Source organism: Flagellimonas sp. 2504JD4-2, assembly GCF_053642935.1.
The window spans coordinates 780,795-799,903 of the sequence record NZ_JBSIOV010000003.1 but is presented as its reverse complement, the minus strand read 5'-3'; the positions used below and the strand labels follow the sequence as shown (position 1 = coordinate 799,903).

Below are 19,109 nucleotides of genomic sequence, written 5' to 3'. Positions count from 1 at the left end.
GATCAAATGCACAAGCTAGCTAGATTTTTATACTTCAAAGTATTGCGATGGAAGCTTGTGGGAGACTTCCCAGATTTGGATAAGTGCGTGGTAATTGTGGTTCCGCACACGCATTGGATGGACTTCTTTTTGGGACTTTTGGTTCGAAAGTTGGTCAATAAGGAAATCAACTATATTGGAAAAAAAAGTCTTTTTAAACCTCCCTTTGGATGGTTTTTTCGATGGACGGGAGGAGCACCGATAGACCGCACGAAGAATTCGAACACTGTGGAAAGTGTTGCCCAAATTTTTAATGAACGGAAAGTTTTCCGGTTTGCTTTGGCTCCGGAAGGTACTCGAAAAAAGGTCACTGCCTTAAAAACGGGGTTTTATCACATTGCCAAAAAGGCGGAAGTCCCAATTGTTATGGTCGCTTTTGATTTTGGAAAAAAGCAGGTCAAAATTTCAGAACCAAAATATCCTTCTGACGATATTCAAAAAGATTTTAAGGACATACGAAGCTTCTTTAAAGGAGTACAGGGTAAAGTACCAGAATACAGCTATTAAGTCTTATTTAATTTCTTATCAGGTTTGGGTTTCTCCACTTTCTTGGAATTGCCAGGGAATACCAGATTTGTGCTGGAGTACGAACCACCAAAAGTAACCGCAGCGGCATACACCTGTTGAATGGCATCAACCACTTGATGCTCCGTGAGTTCTTTTAATGGATGGGTATAAACGGACCAGATAATTTCATCGCTCAGAGCGTACTTGACATCCAAAGCGGAATGGAAGTTGGCCACCAAGGCATTCAAAAGCTCTTCTTCTCCCAATTTCTCCCTTTCTATGATGGGTGAAATAATACGCATGCGATTCGCATTTTCGTCAAAAACGCATATCAGCATCGCATCATTAAATAAAAATTGATATGAATTACCATTGGTTTTAACCGTGTCCGCTTCTTGCTCGATAATCTCATAGAGCTTGGCGGCCGTCATTTCCTGAGCATGGATGCTGATCGCAAAGAGTAAGAAAAGACCTGAAAATAAAATACGCATGATGGAAAGTTTAGTTTTTGGTCGCTAGATTCTTCAACACTTTACAAAGCTCAGCAGTCTATGAAGGAAACTTACTCTTTCATGCTGTGGTAAACATTCTGCACATCGTCATCTTCTTCAATCTTCTCCAATAGCTTTTCAACATCAGCAGCCTCCTCTTCGTTAAGTTCCTTGGTCACTTGTGGAATACGTTCAAAACCAGAAGAAATAATTTCAATTTCCCGTGATTCCAGTTCTTTCTGGATAGCCCCAAAGTTTTCAAACGAGGCATAAATATGGATTCCATCTTCATCGACAAAAACCTCTTCGGCACCAAAATCGATCATTTCCAATTCCAGTTCCTCTGGGTCCATCCCTTTACTGTTGATTGTGAAGTTACAGGTGTGGTCGAACATAAATTCCACCGAGCCGGAAGTACCCAAACTGCCGTTGCACTTGTTAAAGTAGCTACGGATATTGGCCACTGTGCGCGTGTTGTTATCTGTTGCAGTCTCAATTAAAATAGCTATTCCATGGGGAGCATAACCCTCAAAAAGTACCTCTTTGAAATCACCTTGACTTTTGTCCGATGCACGTTTAATGGCCCGCTCAATATTGTCCTTTGGCATGTTTACAGCCTTGGCATTCTGAATTACGGCACGTAAGCGGGAATTGGAATCGGGATCAGGTCCACCTTCTTTTACGGCGATAACAATATCCTTCCCAATTCGGGTAAATGCCTTGGACATCGCTGCCCAGCGTTTCATTTTACGCGCTTTTCTAAACTCAAATGCTCTTCCCATGTACTTTTTTGATTTTGGACAGCGACAAATTTAGCAAAAAATGCCCCGCTGTCAAGTCTAGGGCAGCTATCCCTGATTTACGATTTGTTCGATCACGGTGGCCAGATCAAAATCGTTTTGAGTAATACCACCAACATCATGGGTGTTCAATTTTATAGTAAGTTGGTTATATACGTTTTCCCAATTCGGATGGTGATTTTGCTGCTCCGCTTCAAAAGCGATACGGGTCATAATGGAAAAGGCTTGTTTAAAATCCTTGAAGACATAAGATTTGCAAATACTACCGTCTTCGTATGTCCACCCGCTTAGGTTTTCCAATTGCTTCTGTATTTGGTCTGAGTTTAGTTTTTCCATTGTCTCTTGATTTATTGGTGTCCCAAGGGGCCTCAATATGTTTCCTCTAAGATAAAATTATAAACAAAATAAACGGTTTGGAAATACTCCCAAACCGCAAAGGTGAATTTGGCCCTAATAAACCTTATTCTTTTTCTAATCTATTTCGATCCCAATCGGATATTCGGGTCGCAGCCTCATATGTTGTCTGTAAAAAGTCATGTAGGGTTTTTTCTGGATCTTTCGATTTTTGAACATCTTCATATTTTAAAAAGAACTCGCCCATATCTGCACTGTAGAAGGCCTCTTTGGGTAAAACTTTATGCGCTCCAAAACTGGCATCGCTAGGATAAGCGTAAGCATAAAAAACAGGGGTTGGAAAGTCTTTCGATCCGGGCCAAAAACCTGCACTGCTTACCTCCTGGGAATAAGCTTCCTGCATTACGTCCAAGGGCATATTGGGCATTCCCCCGGGATGCAATGGTGCAGAATTGCCCGAAAATCTGGTGACTGCAAGATCAAATGCACCCCAGAACAGGTGTACTGGACTCGCCTTACCAATGAACCCACTTCTAAAGTTGTTGAAAACACCATTGGCCTTTAACATGGCTTGCCAGAGGAGGTTTGCGGACTTGGGATCGTAAGATACATTTGTGGTATTCTCTGCAAAAGGAATGGCCGGTTCCATTTCATTGGGTCTGGCATGGATCTTAACATCAATTTTGAGCGCATTCAACTTTTCAAACAATTCGCTGTAGAAGTCAGCAACGCTTCTCGGCTTTAAATCCATGGTCAATGTTTCCGTGTTTGAACAATGTATTAGGAGTTTGTGTTTTTTAAAGTCAAAGTCAATTTGGAAGATTCTTCCCTGATATGGAATTCCGTGGGTGGAATAACCGTTGGATGTAACATAAAGTGCTGAGTGCCATGAGTGATTTTGCCAGGGCATGGTTCTCAAACGTATTTTTCCAACGATTTGAAGCCATTGGTGAAGTGTCTCCAAAGTATCTTGAAGTTCTGCAAAGTTTAATACGGGCCAATCATGTTTTTCAGTTTCCATTGGTATATATTGAAATTGTTCTGGTTGCTATGCTGCGTTATAATAAAATCGTTCGTGTACAATTTGTCCATTCTCCCATGTTTGAACCGCAACTTGTTCCATTTGCACACGTTGTCCACCCATAAAGGTAACATCCATTTGTACTTCGATCAGTACCTTACCTTTTTCTTCATCTGCAGCAAAAGCAGTGATATCCATACCGTGAAAAGTTTCCACACTGGCCAAAAACTCTTCCTCAGCTTTTCTACAAGCGTCCTTGCCTTCACGGGTTCCTCTGGGCTCCGTCATAACCACATTTTCGGCATAATAGGTTTCAAATGCATCCATTAACTGGCCTTGGGCAACCCTGCTATATAGGTCTTTTGCTCTCTCTAAATTTGTCATTTTTATCTGTTTTAATGTTAGAATAAGATTATTTCTGACAAATTTATGTCCACCCAAATTGCTGTGCATTCATCTAGATGAAGAAATGAACAGCTTCTAAATTACCCAGAACGAGCAATTTTTCCGCGTATAGAACTTAGCGCCTGGGGCGTGATTCCTAAATAGGTAGCGATCATTCTTTGGGGAACACGTTTGGGCAATTCTGGATAGGTATTGACAAAGTAGGTATAGCGATCTGCGGCCGGTGACCCCATCAGCATAAGAACCCTTCGCTGAAGTTTTCCTATTCTTCTGTATAAAAGCTGGGCGTTTTCGAGAATTTTTTCTTTGGAGGAAAGACCTTTAAAAAGACAGTTCTTATCAAAAGAAATCACATCCGAATCCTCTAGGCAATCAATAAAAAGTTGTACAGGTTCATTAAACTCGTGTGCTTCCAGGTCGGCAATTATCCAGTTTTCAGGAGCAAACATAAAAATGTGTTCTTTTCCCTTACTGTCGATGATATAACTCCTCAAAAGGCCTTTTTTAACATAGTAGGTAGAAGCATTTGCATCCCCGGCATGTTGTATGATATCACCTTTCTTTAAGGCTATTAATTTGGCATTTGGGTCGGCTTTGATAATGTTGGTAAAATTTTCCATGGCACAGTTTACAGGTAATTTAACCAAATCCTACAAGTCTTCCTAGTCCCATGTTTTTGCTGCTGGATTGATTTCAAAACATGCCCATTTTTAAAGGCTTGCACGCTTGTGTTACATTTCCAAAAGCATTTGTTACATATTGAAAAAGCCTCTGGACCAGCTACTTCTAATTTTGAAACAACAATGACCTCCTAGTGCTAAACATGGAGATGTCTGAGAAAACTCCCCCTAAAAACAAGGTTAACATTAATTCTAAAATCATGAAAAAACACCATTTCATTTTTTTGGCCATGATTTCAATGGCTTTTACAGTTTTAGTTGCTTGTTCTGCGGAAGACGGGGCAATTGGGACAGAAGGCCCACAAGGAATTCCTGGCATCGATGGACAAGATGGGCAAGACGGCACTGATGGTCAAGACGGAACTGATGGCCAAGATGGTAACGCCAATGTCATATTTTCCAATTGGATACCAGCCGATTGGAATGTGCAAGATGACCCCCGGGCAAAGACAATGAACCTTTTGATTACAGAAATTGACAACAACGAGCTTAGGAATAGGACCTTGGTGTATGTCTACCTGCAGCAATGGGGAACTTCTAGTATTTATCCCATGCCCAATGCCGGCCGTTGGTCGAATACATGGTATTCTTTTACGTTTGGGAACAATGGGGTAACGTTAAATGGCATAACCGTAACGCTTATAAGTACCAACGGGGTCGATTTAACTGAATTTCAGTACTCAGGTTCCAGAGGGAATAGGTTTCGATATGTGTTGATACCTGAAAGTGCCCAATCCGGAAAACTGAACTATTCCAATTACGAAGCCGTAAAGGCCTTTTACAACCTACCAGATTAATAGCATTTTAAACCTTAAAAAATGAAAAAGATAGTATTGCTCATGTTTTTCTTAGCCTTGGTCAGTTCTAGTTGGGGTCAGACCAAAAAAATGACCTCATTTAAGCCGGAACAACACGGTTTTAAATTTGTTAATAGTTTCAAGAACATCTTTATCGATGCGATCGATTGGAGAACTGGAGGACTTTGCGGTGGAATGTCATACTCCGCATTGGACTGTTATTATGCGAGGGGAATTTCCGCTCCAAAAACCACAATTCGACCTACGGAAGGAAGCCCTTTGCAAAAATACCTGTATGATCGCCAGGTGACTTCCATTACCTCCAATTTGGACAAATGGGCAGAAATTGGTTTTAACCCTGGAGGCGCCCGAAACGGTGAATTTTTTAATTGGGGTGTGGAGAACAGGAGAGGAAGCAGAATTAATGAGCTACGCTCCTTTATTGATAGACGGCAACCTGTTCCCTTGGGTCTGCAAAGTGTTGGGGAGAGGGATACTGACCCTGGTAATCATCAGGTGGTAGCCATAGGCTACGATTTTGGAACAGCCCAAGATTTGGCCAATGGTACCTATAAGCGTAAAATGAAAATCTATACCTACGACCCTAATCATCCCAATAAGATTATGACCCTTAGACCAAATTTTAGGGACCAGGTTTTTTATTATGAGGAAGACCCTAAAATACGATGGCGAACCTACTTCGTGGATAAAAATTACCGAGCCAAAACACCTTTAAGGACTTCATTGCGGGATTATCCGAATGATGGAAAAATTCACGAACTGGTTGTTGAATTTGGGGTTGGTAAGGACGATCTGCGAGGAGGAAATGATAATTTGAATTTGACGGTTTTATATCATGGAGCCGCTCCGCAAAGGGTGTATAACGTGAACAAGGGGAACAAATGGATAGATGACTATTCTCAAATTATTACCATACCGTTGCGGAGACCGGTTGCTTTAAATACGATCAAATCCGTACAATTGAATACGATTTCCGGAAACGACAACTTTAATCTGGATTTACTGCGTATCCATGTAAAAGGGTTCAATAGGAATAGGAAGGTCTACGAAAAACGAGGTGCACCATTAAAACGTTTTACCGGAAAGGACAAAACCTTTGTTGCGGTGATCAATAGCAAACCACCCCAAGCAAGGCTTGCCACTAACACATCGACCTCAAGTCCTACCAGGGCCAGTACCGTTCCTTCAAGAAAACCTATAGACAAACTACGGTTCTGGATTCGCACCGGGGACGACGATTTAAGGGGAGGAAACGATAACCTTAATATTGTTGTGTATTACAGGAATGGTGGAACACAAACGATAAGAAATGTGAACAAGGGCACACGGTGGAAAGACAATACCACCACTTCGGTAGATGTAAGGTTGAATAAAACCATTTATACTACTTCGGATATTTCCAAGGTGGTTTTACAGACGACCTTCAGAGGTGGAGTGGGTGGTGATAATTGGAACCTTAATTCGCTCCATATTGAAGCCTTTAAGGGAACACGCAAGGAGGTTGATTACTACAAACGTGGTGACAGCAAAACGCGTTTGTACCGCTTTACGGATAAAAACAACTCATTTGTTGCCAAAAAGTAAAAGTACCATGGGGAGACGCCGTAATAAAAACTTCGCTTATTTTGTTTTGGGCATTTTGATGTGCATTGTTATTTTTTCCTGCGGAGGAAGTGATGACAATACTGAGCTGCCACCTTCATCGGCATGTGAAACAGGTTCCAATACGAATGTGACCTTTACAAATACATTTACAGATCTTGACGTTATTGCACATATTGAGCCTTTGGGCGAACTACAGGCATTCCATAACTTTTCGGCGCATACTTATGTTTTTATCAAACCCCATGTAACGGAAGTGCCCGTTTATGCTCCTGTGGACATGGATTTGGTGAACATCACTTTTAATGGTACAGATTATCAACCCTTGTTCCGCGCCAGTTGTGAGGTGGCGATACGGTTTGGACATATTACCGATCCAATCCCTGCAATACGGGATTTGGTAGTGAATCAAGGTATGGGCCTGTTTGATGAACAGGCTCCTACTTTGCTTAGTTTTTCCGCTGGAGATTTAATAGGTACAACTTCTGGAACCGCACAAGCGAAGAGTTTCGATTTTGGGGTGTACCATTCAGAACGTCCTTTGACCTTTTTGAACAATGACCGATTTCATCCCGTGGAAACCTTCAGATTCGCGACTTGTCCGTACGATTACTTTACTACGGATTTGCGAAATCAGATGTACGATCTTTTTGGTCCCATACCTCTTGCACAACCATTAAGTTGTCGGGGTCCTAGAGGTAGGGTTGGAACTATTGCCGGACCGTGGTTCGACACCGAGGAAGTGTTTTCGACACCTTATCATGGCCAAACGGAATTCTCGCCTCTACTGGTAGCTACAGCATTAAACGGGACGGTCAAGATTGTCCGTGGCACGGAATCCAATGTTCACCGGACCCTTTTGGGTGCGGCCACCCATGCCGATCCAGAAGCCGTGACTACGGAACATTGCTATGAATTAGAATCGGGAGGGTATTTCTATTTTCAATTGCAACCTGATGGAACCCTACGGGTTGTCCGTGAGACTTCGGGTACCTGCCCGGCTGCGTTTCCATCTTCAGGATATATGACCTATTATCGCTGACAAAGATATTTTAGCAATTACCTTATGTATTACCATTCGAATCGTTTTTGTACCTTTTTATGATTCAACCTTAAGATGAAGAAGACCACCGCTATATTGTTATTCTTCTTGGGTCTCGCTATGACTTGGGGCCAATCCGGAAATGAGATTGATTCCTTAAAGCAACTGCTTGTGGGAAATAACAGTGTTGAGGAAGCTGTTGCACTGAATGAAAAGCTTTTTGTTGCCTATCTCTATGTTTCACCCGATTCTGCTAATCGTTACCGGCAAAATATCAGGTCAATTGCCGAAAAAAACAATTATATCAATGGGCAGTATCTCTACTATTCATTGAGTGGTCGTTATCAATTTGCGAAATCCGACATAGACAGTGCTTTTTACTATATCAAAAAGGCTTCCCATGTAGCCGAACAACTTGGCAACAAATCGTATCTGGCCGATTGCTACAAGAAAATAGGGGTCATTTATAATATCCAAAGAAACGATTCACTATCCACAAAGTATGCGTACTTAGCTTTGGAAAATGCAAAACAGACCGATGACTGGAGAACACTTTCCTCTATATACATCTTATTGGGAAATCAAAACTTTGAACGAGCTGAATACCCTGAAGCACTTACACATTATTTAAAACTGGATTCCATATATGCCTCGCAGAACGAAATGGATAAATCTTTGGCGGCGGCTTATACAAATATTGGCATGATATATTCTGAACTCAGAAATCCTGAAGCCGTAGACTATATTGAAAAGAGCATTGAGGTATACAAGAATTTGGGGATAGAAGAGGGCGTATATTACGGAGAGGTGGCCTTGGGGACTTATTATGATTTACTCCAAGATCATGAAAAGTCCATTGAGCACTCATTGAAAGCTAAGGATTACTACGAGGCTTACGGCGATTTACGCATTCTTGGAAGTATATATAGAAGATTGGGCAGTGCCTATTTGGAAGTAAATGATTTGGAAAATGCTGAATTCTATCTTTTGAAAGCTTCCGGGATTCCTGAAAGTTCTCAGCAAGGGATACATTACATTTCTAACCAAATCAATCTCGGGGATTTGTATTGGCATAAAAAGCAATATCAAAAGGCCATTTTTTATTTGAAGAAAGCCGAGGAGCAGATTGAAGGTGGGGATATGGATGATGAGATGCCGCTACAACTCCTTAATGTTTATCGTGGACTTTATGATGCATACAAAGACAGCAAAGATTATAAGAATGCCCTGGTTGCATTGGAAAGACAAATGGAATTACAGGCGAACATCCAAAAGTCCCAAAACGAGTTGGAGGTAGAAGAACTCAACAAAAAGTATCAAAACGACAAGCAACAGCAAGAAATAGCACTGTTGACCTCCCAATCTGAATTGGCTGAACAAAAATCCAAAAATCAAAGGAATTTGTTCATTGGGAGCATTTCGGTTTTGGGATTGGCGTTTATCACCCTGTTTTTCCTTTTCAGGAACAAACAAAAAACCAATCAGAGGTTGAAAGAATTGGAAGCGGCAAAATCAAAGTTCTTCGCCAATATTTCACATGAATTCCGAACACCACTAACGCTTATTTCCGGGCCGGTTGCCCATCAGTTGTCCAAGGATGAACTATCTGAAGATGATAAAACGGATTTGGGGTTGATACAGCGAAATGCCAATCGTTTATTAAAATTGGTAAATCAGATATTGGATCTTTCCAAAATTGAGGGAGGTAGTAGGAAACTTCGGATTGCCAAAGGTAGCCTAGATCTTTTCCTAAAACATTTGATAGAACCGTTTCAGTATCGGGCCGAACAAAACAATGTTGTACTTAAGAGCCAAATTGCTATTGCGGATGAGGCGTGGTTTGACAGGGATGTAGTTGAAAAAATTGTTACAAATCTTTTATCCAATGCCATCAAATACAATCAGGGTGATGCACAAATTGATTTCAAGGCCATTCAGCAAGGCCAGCAGATCCTTATCACCACCAAGAACCGGAACAATGATTTGACCGAAAAAGAATTACCACACTTATTTGACCGGTTTTATCAAGCCAACATGATGCATCAGGGTTTTGGTATTGGACTTTCATTGGTTCAAGAATTGGCCAACCTTTCCAAAGGCAGTGTTCGAGCATATAAACCAAACGATGGGACCATAGCGTTTGAGGTAACGCTACCAATTACCAAAAGTAACTTTTCAAAAGGTGAGATAATCGAGGAAGAAGAACTGCTGGCGGACTTCAAAATTCAAAATGGAGAGATGGGCTTTGAACCAAATAGGGAAGAAGAGGGTGTCGAAGAGAGTTCCCTACCCGTCTTGTTGGTTGTGGATGACAATGCTGAAATAAGACTTTTTATCAAGACCCTGTTCAAAAAAGAATATAAAATAGTGGAGGCCAAAAATGGGGAAGAAGGTGAGAGTATGGCACTTGAAACCATCCCCGATCTGATTATTTCTGATGTTATGATGCCCGTAAAGAATGGCATTGAACTTAGTAATACCCTGAAAACGGACGAGAGAACATCGCATATTCCAATAGTTCTTTTGACCGCAAAATCGGGCGAGGAAAATGAGTTGGAAGGACTCAAAACGGGTGCTGATGCCTATATGATAAAACCCTTCAAGGAAGAAAAGCTAAGGGTAATCATTGATAAGTTGATTGCAACCCGGACCGCAATTCAGGAAAAATTCAGCAAGGAACCATTCTTTAAGGCAAAGCATGTGGAACTTACCAGTGTGGATGCGCGATTGATGGACAGGATCCAACAAATATTGGATACGGAATTGACCAACCCAGAGTTTAATGCCCAGTCCTTCGCGGAACAAGTGAGTTTGAGTCGTATGCACCTCCATCGTAAACTGAAAGCGTTAACAGGGTTGTCGACCACCGAATTTATTCGAAGTCAGCGTTTGAAGCTTGCGGCCACTTTACTGGAAGAGGGACATAGCAGCATTGCCGAGGTTGCCTATGCCACAGGTTTTAACCAGCCGGCTTACTTTTCAACGGCATTCAAGCAACAGTTTGGAAGTTCCCCATCAGAATTTGTAGAGATCTAGCAAAAAATTAGATTGAGTTACGAAAAAGCCATTTCCCGATTATACTTTCCCCGATACGCTTTCGGGGATAAACCAGAATATCTTTTAAAGGCGGTCCTAAACGCTTTCTCATCTTGGTAACCTATACCATACATGATCTCAAGAATGGTATCGGTAGTAGATTCCAATTTCTTTTTGGCGGCTTCGACCTTGACCCTTTGAGTATATTCCAAAGGTGTATTGGATGTGGCCTTTTTAAACCTTCGCAGAAAACTTCTGCCATTCAGATTGACCAGATCCGCAATCTCTTGGATGTTCAATTTTTGCTGATAGTTGTCTTCAATATACAACTGGGCCTTTTTAATCAGTTCATCCGAATGATCTTTTTGTCCACTAAAGATGATAAACTCGTTTTGACCAATTCTATCAAAATCGATTTCCGAAAGTTTGGAACACCAAATGGCAGTTTCCCTGCCAAAATAACGTTCAATCAAATAAAGTGTAAAATTGAGTATGGAATAGGCTCCTCCACTGGAGTAAATACCGTTGTCTTCGCAGATAATCTTTTCCGGAATTAATTTAACGGTAGGGTATTTTTGTCGAAACAGGTCATGGGCTGTCCAATGGGTTGCGCATGATTTTCCATTTATCAACCCTGTTTCGGCGAGTAGAAAAGCTCCTTTGCACAAGCTTGCTATTTCAGCACTGTTCGCGATACGTTGTATTTTCATCCATTCAATAAATACGCGGTTGTTTTCGATTTCCCTTTCTAGATTTCCACTAATCGGAGAAACAATTATCAGATCTGTTTTTGAGATGTCCTTTACCGTAGCAGTGGGTTGTATGCTGAACAAACCTTGATAAACAACAGGTTCCATGGATAAACCAACCAAATCTATTTGAAATGGGTCCTCCCGCAGTCCCTTTTGCCTTTTGAAATGTGAATTGGCCATTTTGAACAAATTATACGGAGCTATAATGGTATCCACTATGCTACTTCCTGAAGGAACGATTATGCTGATATGTTTCATAACCAAAGAATTGAATACAAAGATAAAAAATAGAATTGTCGAAATCAACCCTTTAAAATGTCGAAAAAGACAATTATAAAAAACCTATTTAAGACATAATTTTGTTGAAACAAGTATGAATCTAAAACAAATCATATGAAAACATCAGAAATAATGGTAGTATATAAATGGACTGCCAAGCCTGGAAAGGGAACCGAATTACAGAACATCTATAGGGGGGTAGAAAGACAAATGCAGGAAACCGAGCCCGGGGCACTCAGGGTCGATTGCTATTTTGACGAAACGACTGGTGTATTGTTGGTGCATGACCTTTTTAAAGATGGAAATGCATTGGGCCAACATTTGGGAACCACTGCGGCCGGACATTTTCCTGCTTTGCTACAAATTGCTGAGCCAGGACCTTTTTTATTCTGTGGAGACGTGCCCGAACAACTTAAGCAGGCTGCATTGGGAATGGGTTTGAATGCCAGTTTTGCGAGTCGGGCATTTGGATTTGAAAGAACGCTTTAAACTGCTCCAGCTCAGTGCTTATTGGTTCTAATACTCCTTGCATCCGAAACAGGTGCTCTCTCAACGGATGATAAACTACCCCTGCCTAAATTCTGATTCCCGCATTTATGTGAATTGGCAAATCATTTTCCTTGGGCGGAATAGGGCATGAGTATTTTTTGTTGTACGCGCAATACGGATTATAGGCTTTGTTAAAGTCAATAACGATGGTGTCACCTTCAGGTATCTCCAAATCTATAAACCTACCACCTCCATAAGTTTCATTGCCGTTGGTAAGATCTGTGAAGGGTAGAAATAGATGGTTTTTATATTTTTCGGTCTCCCGAAGCCTGTGGTTTTGGTAAATGTTTAAACGGTGTGTTTGTCCATCAATAGTAAAAGTAGCTACGCCATAGACCTCGTAAGTTGGCAGCCTATCCGTTGTGGTTTTCATTAAAAAGGGAATGGCATTTACGGCGCGTTCAAATTTTGCCTCAACTTTAAAGTTCTCGTCAATGGTAAAAAAGTCATGTCCCTTAAATTTCTTAAAGTCTTTTTTCGTCAAGGGAGACTTTTCTTCATTGCTATAGAAGTCGTTCAACTCCTTTTGATATTCAACAATGGAATCTTGGTAGGTTTGACCAATGCCAAAATTCATACAGATTAGCATGCTGAAAAGTAGAAATTGCTTCATTTTGTAGTTTATTTTTTATTATCCAATTAAGTTGTTTTGCGTTACATCGGATTGAATTTCTCAAATTTTTGCCCGCTCCACTTATAAAAATTTGGAGAAACCAAGTGGTTTCCGTTTTCATAAGTGTCCTGGACTATTGCTTTGTTTTTTGTCAAATTGTCTTTGTCGTTTGAACCGGTTATAAAAACTAAATCCCTATTGGGAATTGCTATGACGATGTCTCCATCAACTTCAAAGTTTTCTTTGGTCCATAGTTCTGTATATAATATGAGACTAGCTTCATAATCTCCACCTGCCACCAAACCATAATTGCCATTACCGCCAACAGTACCAATTTCTGGAATCACCTTGTTTAAGTTGTTAACTGAAAACTCTAAAAGTGTATCTCTGGAAACATTCAATTGGTCAAATTCTTTCTGATTAAAATATTTGATGTTGTTTTCTCTGTCCTCAGCATAAACAATGATTAAACCCTCATTATACGGCTCCCAAACCAGGTCTGGGTCTTTATAGTCTTCCACATCGTGGGCCACATCCCGAAGCTGTTCAAAATAGTCACTTGGTTTTATTATGGGGACTATGCGGTCAACACGTATATCTTTATCCCAATCATAAATATCGGTGGAGGCTTTGGTGTATCGCTCCATTATTTCATCTAAATCATTTGGAGTCAATCTGTACTCGCTGTATGAATTGTCCAAATAGTGGGTTACCTCTCCATCTTTACCATATGTGGCCTTAAGAACCAAAGGTTCTATCACTGTGTAGGTAACATTTGGGTGTTTGCTTGAAATTACCTCTAAATACCTTTCTGTATACTGGATTTCGGTCAAATTCTGCGTTTTTTGGGCACAGCTGGTCATAAAAACCCCCAACATTAAGCTTACAAGTTTTTTCATTTTTTGAATTTATTTTTTTCATATTCCTCGATGTCTTTTCTTGCTCTACGCCCGTGTTTAAGGGCATAATACAATCCAACTCCAACAACAAGTAGAAATAACAGGTTTTGCATCATGATTTTCCAAGTAAACGCGCCAAAAATCCTTGTTTCACCCTTTTCTCTATAATCCAAATAGGTTTGTCATCTACCCGGATGATTTTTGAGCTAGCGCCAAATTTCCCCCAGGCAAATCCAGTAATAACTGGTTTATCTGATAAGTCAGCTACCATAAACATTTTTGGAAGTTGTTCATTTATATGAGCGGGAAAATCATAGTCAAGTTCATTTTGCTCCATAATACTATGTTTTTCCTGCCAGACATCCATGATGGTTTTTTCATGGATTTTCTCCAGATGGGAATCTTCCACCTTTTGACCATACTCATTTATATGTTCTATAAAATCCGCTAAACCTTCGGAATGTTTGACCATAACTGGAGGGTCATGGCACACATAATAAACATTGTTCCAGCCGCCCTTTGAATCAATATCCAAAATCCAGAAGTTACCAAACCCATCTCCAGCAAGGGGAATAGAATGCAGAAACATTTCTTCAAATCCAAATTGGCCATAACTATCAAAGTGTATTTCTTCCAAGGGCAAAAATTCAAACCCTCGTGCAAAGCCTAAAAGTTCTTTGATTTCTTCCGGTAGTTGTTGATTAGGGAAAGATTTTTGATAAGCTGAAATTTCTGACTCGGACATTCCGTCCAAAAGTTCAATTTCATACAAATCTCCATCTTCTGATTCATATTGATTGCCGAGAATTGATTTTAACTGGTCTAAGGGTTTCATTATTTTAGGCGATATGTTTATCTTTTGAGTTCATTACGATACAAATCGGCCAATGCTTTTCGTTCCCTTTTGTTTTTCAGTAGGTTTTGTAACCACATTTGAGGTTGTTCAATAGCGCTTTTGTACTCTTTGTTTTTATATTCTTTAAAATTTTCGAAATCGAACCAGTTCTTATTGTGAATATGTTGTAGCGAATAAACGGCCATTTCTCCATTTGTAGCACTAAAAAAAGGACAAGTATGCACCTTGGTCCTTGTTGTGTCGGATAGTTTGGTAATAAGAAATTCAGTTAGCTTGGTTTTATCCCGTTTTGCCAACCGCTTCCAATCATTTTCGCTGAAAACTAAAGGTTTTGGTTCTTGAGTATATACTTTATCGGAAACATACTGACCACCACCCAAACAACCTCCTTTTTCGAACACTATCAAGTTCCATAATTCGGGTATTGAATCTTGGTAGGTTTGCCCAATGCCAAAATTCATACAGATTAGCATGCCGAAAAGTAGAAATTGCTTCATTTTGTAGTTTAGTTTTTATTATCCCAATATGTTTGCTTGACTCTCTTTTGCTTATAGTATCCAACCACCACTAATGATATTGGAAAGAACAGGATTATCAAGATCCATTTGATAACGTTTAAGATAAATTTCATTTTTTTGTGAACTTTAGATTGAGTTGGTATTTGTATTTGTCTACAAACTCTATGGCGTCCCTCATATTTTCTGGATAAGTAGCATAATTAGCTAAAACAGTTACTCCTCCGACCTCATAAATCTGCTTATAAACATGTTCATAGAGAAAACCATTTTGCATTAAGAACTTCGCAACTTCCCATTTTTTGATATCAGTTTGTTTTGGAGGCCTAAATCTGTGTGTCACTTGTTTCATCAATTTACCACAGTCTGGGCATTTGGATTCCCTAATATTGTTGATGTCGGTTCCTTGATTGAATCCCTTTCTGCAATCAAAGCAAATTTTTTTATAACCCATGATTGATAAAGTTTTGCAGCTTGTCAAACTTTTTTTCTCCAAGTTGAGTTTTTATTGTGTCTGAGTTCTTTGTTACTATATTTTTAAGAATTTTGAACTCATTTACGTTTTCTCTCCAAAAATCATTTGATGTTTTTGAAATTGCGACCAATAAGTCACCTTCATATAGGTCTCCCTCCGCTAAAACGTTTGTTTTTAGTTTTTCAATACCAAGTGCAATCAAGTAGTCTAAGCCAATGTTTTGAGAAATTAATAACCGCAATTGTTCAACGTTCAATTCACGAAGTGGAATTTTCCTAAATTCATAACAATTCTGTACAAGTCTGGAAGGATACTCGATTGGTTCTTTCCAGTAGTCGCATTCGAGTTGCTCTAAAGATTTAGATCCTGTCAGATATTCCAAGGTGGTGTAGGTTTCTAAGCACACCTAAAAGTAAAAAAATATTTAAGCAATATTAACTTCGACTGAAATAAGAATGGAAAATGGAAAATTGACAACTGACGACTGACAACTGATAACTGAACATTGTCAATCAACAGTGAGATGATGATCAATAATCTCCTGATATTTAATGCGCAGATTTTTCGGTAATTTATTGTGCTTGGGGAGAGCAGCTAAATAACGGTCTTCGTTGGTGGTAAATACCCGTTTTAAAATGGGGTGGTAGTTTCCCAATTGTTTGATGATCTCTTTGATAAACTCTTCGTGTTGGATCAAATCCTTGCTTCCCAAATGGAAAATACCCGTTTTGTTTCTATTGATGAGGTAATGTATCTGTTGGGTCAACCTGTCGTCATTGGTCACGTTAATGATGAGATTGGGAAATACTTCAATAGGTTCGTTGTTCTCTAGATTTTCCTTGATTTCCTTTACGCGGGGCGAAGTGTTTCCAAAAACCATGGGCACTCGGAGAATGGCGGTTTTTTCCTTGGGTAACCGCATCATCATGTTTTCAATCTTTATTTTGAGTCTGCCAAATACACTTTCCGACAGTGTTTTGTCATATTCATAGGAAGGAAACTTGCTATAGGCATCGAACACATTGGCCGAAGAAATAAAGTAGAGTTTCGTCTTGTTTTTGATCAGGTATTCCATCATATGTTCGTGGGCCTGCACCTGCGCTCCAAAATCTCCGCGGAGTGTAGAGATAATGAAGTCCGGACGAACATTCTCCAACAGTCTCACGATATCATCTTCGCGCATGTCATACCGAAAGAACTGTCCATTATCACTATAAACTGTGCTATGGCAGTAGGTGCCATAGGTATTAAAATAGTTGCAGAGCTCTTTATAAATGGCGTTGCCGATAAATCCGCTGGCACCTAAAATCAGTATCTTCTTTTTCTTCTCCAACTATTAAAATATTGACAACCCCGTCATGGTCGTTAGTTTTTCCAGCGCCATCATACCTAGCTTGGAATTTCCTTTTTCATTAAGTCCAGGGGACCAGGTAGCTACACAAAATTCGTTTGGCAACAATGCCACGATTCCACCACCGACCCCACTTTTCCCCGGCAATCCTACTTCAAACGCAAACTCACCCGCTTCATCATAAAAACCACAGGTGAGCATTATGGCATTGATACGTTTTACCTTGGATATGTCCAGATAATTGTTGTTCTGAAGACAGTTGCCCCGATTCATAAAAATGTAAAAGACCTTCACCAATTGTTCACACGACATACTGAGGGAACAGCAATGGAAGTAAAAATCCAATACGGTTTCCACATCATTTTCAAGATTGTTGAAGGACTTTATAAGGTTGGCCGCGGCATAATTTCGAAATCCGGTTTTTCTTTCAGACAGCGCCACGCTTTCATCATAATTGATGGAATCGTCACCTACAATTCCTCGAACATATTCCAGAAAATCAGTTTTGGGATGCTTTAGGTGCGATACCAAAATATCAGACACCACAATGGCACCGGCATTGATCAAGGGGTTTCTTGGCACTCCATTTTCCATTTCCAATAGGGACATATGGTTGAAGGGGTCACCCGAAGGTTCAACACCGACCCGTTCCCATATGCGTTCACCCAAAAGGGAATACGCCATGGAAAGCGCCAATACTTTGGAAATACTTTGGATCGAAAACTTTTCTTTTGAATCCCCAATGGCGCTGATGCTCCCATTTTTGTCCAAAATAGCTATCCCAAACTTATTGGGGTCTATGCAGGACAATTCTGGAATATAGCTGGCTACATTGCCCTTTTCGGTCTCCTTGGAAACTTCTTGGGCAATGGTGTTAAGAATGGATTCAAAATTTGGCATTATTTCTTATAAAATGGCAATTTTACAACAGTGGCAGGAACTTGGTTCTTTCTGATTTGGATATAAATCTTACTGTCCACCTTGGCATTTTCGATGGTCACATATCCCAATCCAATTCCTTGGGAAAGTGAAGGGGACATGGTTCCTGAAGTTACGGTCCCAATTTCTGTTCCATTTTCATCGACTATGGAATAGCCTTGTCTTGGAATTCCTTTCTCATCCAATTGAAAGGCGATTAATTTTTGTTTTGGCCCCTCTTCTTTTTCCTTGGCCAAAGCCTCACTGTTCACAAAATCCTTGGTGAATTTGGTCACCCAGCCTAATCCAGCAGCAAAGGGGGATGTGGTATCATCAATATCATTTCCGTAGAGGCAATAGCCCATTTCCAAACGCAAGGTATCACGGGCAGCAAGTCCGATTGGTTTTATGCCAAAATCTGCACCCGCTTCCAGAACTTTGTCCCAAACCTGTTGTACTTCGTTGTTTTTGCAATAGATTTCAAATCCACCTGAACCCGTGTAGCCTGTTGCCGAAATAATGACATGTTCAATACCGGCAAAATCCCCTACAACAAAATTGTAGAACTTGATTTCCGAAAGGTCTATGGACGACAAGGATTGCATGGCCTCCACCGCTTTTGGCCCTTGAATGGCCAGCAGGGAATAATCTTCAGAGATATTTTTCATGGAAGCCCCAATGGCTTCGTTATATTTTGAAATATGGTTCCAGTCTTTTTCAATATTGGAGGCGTTCACGACCAATAAATAGGTCTCTTCCTTGACACGATAGACGATAAGATCATCTACGATCCCTCCTGTTTCATTGGGAAGATACCCGTACTGGGCTTTACCCACTGTCAACTTTGTAGCATCGTTAGAGGTTACCTGTTGGATAAGTTCCAAGGCATTTGGACCTTCCACTAAAAATTCACCCATATGGGAAACGTCGAAGACACCCACGGCGTTCCGTACGGTCTCATGTTCCACATTTACCCCTTCATAGGAAACGGGCATGTTATATCCAGCAAAAGGCACCATTTTGGCGCCTAGAGCAATATGGGTTTCAGTTAAGGCGGTATTTTTCATATTTTACATTTTATGGGGTAAATTTATTTGAATTCACCAA

The 19,109-nt window shown here is 40.3% G+C and carries 22 protein-coding genes; 6 read left to right on the top strand and 16 right to left on the bottom strand.

All coding sequences use genetic code 11. The features are described from left to right. Positions 1–6: 6 nt before the first annotated feature. Positions 7–546, top strand: a complete 540-nt coding sequence (locus ACULLH_RS14810) for a 1-acyl-sn-glycerol-3-phosphate acyltransferase (protein WP_454089532.1) — start codon at positions 7–9, stop codon at positions 544–546. Here ACULLH_RS14810 and ACULLH_RS14805 read toward each other — a convergent pair. The 6 genes from ACULLH_RS14805 to ACULLH_RS14780 form a co-directional block, all read right to left on the bottom strand. Beyond that, the gene (locus tag ACULLH_RS14805) at positions 543–1,037 is read right to left on the bottom strand and encodes a hypothetical protein (RefSeq protein ID WP_454089531.1); all 495 of its coding nucleotides are present in this window, start codon (positions 1,035–1,037) and stop codon (positions 543–545) included. The two genes, ACULLH_RS14810 and ACULLH_RS14805, sit on opposite strands and share 4 nt — an antisense overlap. Before the next feature lie 71 nt (positions 1,038–1,108). Further along, positions 1,109–1,819 carry a YebC/PmpR family DNA-binding transcriptional regulator gene (locus ACULLH_RS14800; protein WP_454089530.1) on the bottom strand — a complete coding sequence of 237 codons (711 nt, stop codon included), beginning with the start codon at positions 1,817–1,819 and terminating at the stop codon, positions 1,109–1,111. Positions 1,820–1,885: 66 nt separating this feature from the next. Then, positions 1,886–2,173 (bottom strand): 4a-hydroxytetrahydrobiopterin dehydratase, encoded by a 288-nt coding sequence (locus ACULLH_RS14795; protein WP_454089529.1) that lies wholly within the window; start codon positions 2,171–2,173, stop codon positions 1,886–1,888. Between the two features lie 124 nt (positions 2,174–2,297). Next, entirely contained in the window at positions 2,298–3,212 is a 915-nt protein-coding gene (locus ACULLH_RS14790) for a DUF5996 family protein (RefSeq protein WP_454089528.1), read from the bottom strand. Between the two features lie 27 nt (positions 3,213–3,239). After that, on the bottom strand, positions 3,240–3,596 hold the full coding sequence (locus ACULLH_RS14785; protein WP_454089527.1) for a nuclear transport factor 2 family protein: 357 nt from the start codon (positions 3,594–3,596) through the stop codon (positions 3,240–3,242). A 101-nt stretch (positions 3,597–3,697) separates the two neighbouring features. After that, complete coding sequence (locus ACULLH_RS14780; protein ID WP_454089526.1) at positions 3,698–4,237, bottom strand: Crp/Fnr family transcriptional regulator; 540 nt, start codon at positions 4,235–4,237, stop codon at positions 3,698–3,700. A gap of 260 nt (positions 4,238–4,497) precedes the next feature. On the opposite strand from ACULLH_RS14780, the gene ACULLH_RS14775 reads away from it, so the two are divergent. From ACULLH_RS14775 to ACULLH_RS14760, 4 genes are all read left to right on the top strand, one after another. Further along, positions 4,498–5,094 (top strand): hypothetical protein, encoded by a 597-nt coding sequence (locus tag ACULLH_RS14775; protein WP_454089525.1) that lies wholly within the window; start codon positions 4,498–4,500, stop codon positions 5,092–5,094. A 21-nt stretch (positions 5,095–5,115) separates the two neighbouring features. Continuing rightward, complete coding sequence (locus ACULLH_RS14770; protein ID WP_454089524.1) at positions 5,116–6,699, top strand: hypothetical protein; 1,584 nt, start codon at positions 5,116–5,118, stop codon at positions 6,697–6,699. 7 nt (positions 6,700–6,706) lie between these two features. Next, positions 6,707–7,759: a hypothetical protein gene (locus ACULLH_RS14765; protein WP_454089523.1), complete on the top strand. Its 1,053-nt coding sequence runs from the start codon at positions 6,707–6,709 to the stop codon at positions 7,757–7,759. 75 nt (positions 7,760–7,834) lie between these two features. Continuing rightward, on the top strand, positions 7,835–10,795 hold the full coding sequence (locus tag ACULLH_RS14760; RefSeq protein ID WP_454089522.1) for a response regulator: 2,961 nt from the start codon (positions 7,835–7,837) through the stop codon (positions 10,793–10,795). Positions 10,796–10,812: 17 nt separating this feature from the next. Here the strand turns inward: ACULLH_RS14760 and ACULLH_RS14755 are convergent, their stop codons facing one another. Continuing rightward, the gene (locus ACULLH_RS14755; RefSeq protein ID WP_454089521.1) at positions 10,813–11,805 is read right to left on the bottom strand and encodes a GlxA family transcriptional regulator; all 993 of its coding nucleotides are present in this window, start codon (positions 11,803–11,805) and stop codon (positions 10,813–10,815) included. Positions 11,806–11,940: 135 nt separating this feature from the next. On the opposite strand from ACULLH_RS14755, the gene ACULLH_RS14750 reads away from it, so the two are divergent. Continuing rightward, positions 11,941–12,315 carry a putative quinol monooxygenase gene (locus ACULLH_RS14750; RefSeq protein WP_454089520.1) on the top strand — a complete coding sequence of 125 codons (375 nt, stop codon included), beginning with the start codon at positions 11,941–11,943 and terminating at the stop codon, positions 12,313–12,315. Between the two features lie 85 nt (positions 12,316–12,400). Here the strand turns inward: ACULLH_RS14750 and ACULLH_RS14745 are convergent, their stop codons facing one another. From ACULLH_RS14745 to gcvT, 9 genes are all read right to left on the bottom strand, one after another. Continuing rightward, positions 12,401–12,988, bottom strand: coding sequence for a DUF1684 domain-containing protein (locus ACULLH_RS14745; protein ID WP_454089519.1), 588 nt, complete (start codon positions 12,986–12,988; stop codon positions 12,401–12,403). 41 nt (positions 12,989–13,029) lie between these two features. Further along, positions 13,030–13,887 (bottom strand): DUF1444 family protein, encoded by an 858-nt coding sequence (locus ACULLH_RS14740; RefSeq protein ID WP_454089518.1) that lies wholly within the window; start codon positions 13,885–13,887, stop codon positions 13,030–13,032. 112 nt (positions 13,888–13,999) lie between these two features. Then, the gene (locus ACULLH_RS14735) at positions 14,000–14,722 is read right to left on the bottom strand and encodes an SMI1/KNR4 family protein (protein ID WP_454089517.1); all 723 of its coding nucleotides are present in this window, start codon (positions 14,720–14,722) and stop codon (positions 14,000–14,002) included. 17 nt (positions 14,723–14,739) lie between these two features. After that, complete coding sequence (locus ACULLH_RS14730) at positions 14,740–15,240, bottom strand: hypothetical protein (RefSeq protein WP_454089516.1); 501 nt, start codon at positions 15,238–15,240, stop codon at positions 14,740–14,742. A 130-nt stretch (positions 15,241–15,370) separates the two neighbouring features. Beyond that, on the bottom strand, positions 15,371–15,712 hold the full coding sequence (locus tag ACULLH_RS14725) for a hypothetical protein (RefSeq protein WP_454089515.1): 342 nt from the start codon (positions 15,710–15,712) through the stop codon (positions 15,371–15,373). Further along, positions 15,702–16,115: a contact-dependent growth inhibition system immunity protein gene (locus ACULLH_RS14720; protein WP_454089514.1), complete on the bottom strand. Its 414-nt coding sequence runs from the start codon at positions 16,113–16,115 to the stop codon at positions 15,702–15,704. Before ACULLH_RS14720 ends, ACULLH_RS14725 begins: the two co-directional genes overlap by 11 nt. Before the next feature lie 126 nt (positions 16,116–16,241). Beyond that, positions 16,242–17,066, bottom strand: coding sequence for a sugar nucleotide-binding protein (locus ACULLH_RS14715; RefSeq protein WP_454089513.1), 825 nt, complete (start codon positions 17,064–17,066; stop codon positions 16,242–16,244). Between the two features lie 3 nt (positions 17,067–17,069). Beyond that, positions 17,070–17,984: a glutaminase gene (locus tag ACULLH_RS14710; RefSeq protein WP_454089512.1), complete on the bottom strand. Its 915-nt coding sequence runs from the start codon at positions 17,982–17,984 to the stop codon at positions 17,070–17,072. Then, positions 17,984–19,069, bottom strand: a complete 1,086-nt coding sequence (gene gcvT, locus ACULLH_RS14705; protein ID WP_454089511.1) for a glycine cleavage system aminomethyltransferase GcvT — start codon at positions 19,067–19,069, stop codon at positions 17,984–17,986. The genes ACULLH_RS14710 and gcvT overlap by 1 nt, the downstream gene beginning before the upstream one ends. Positions 19,070–19,109 lie beyond the last annotated feature (40 nt).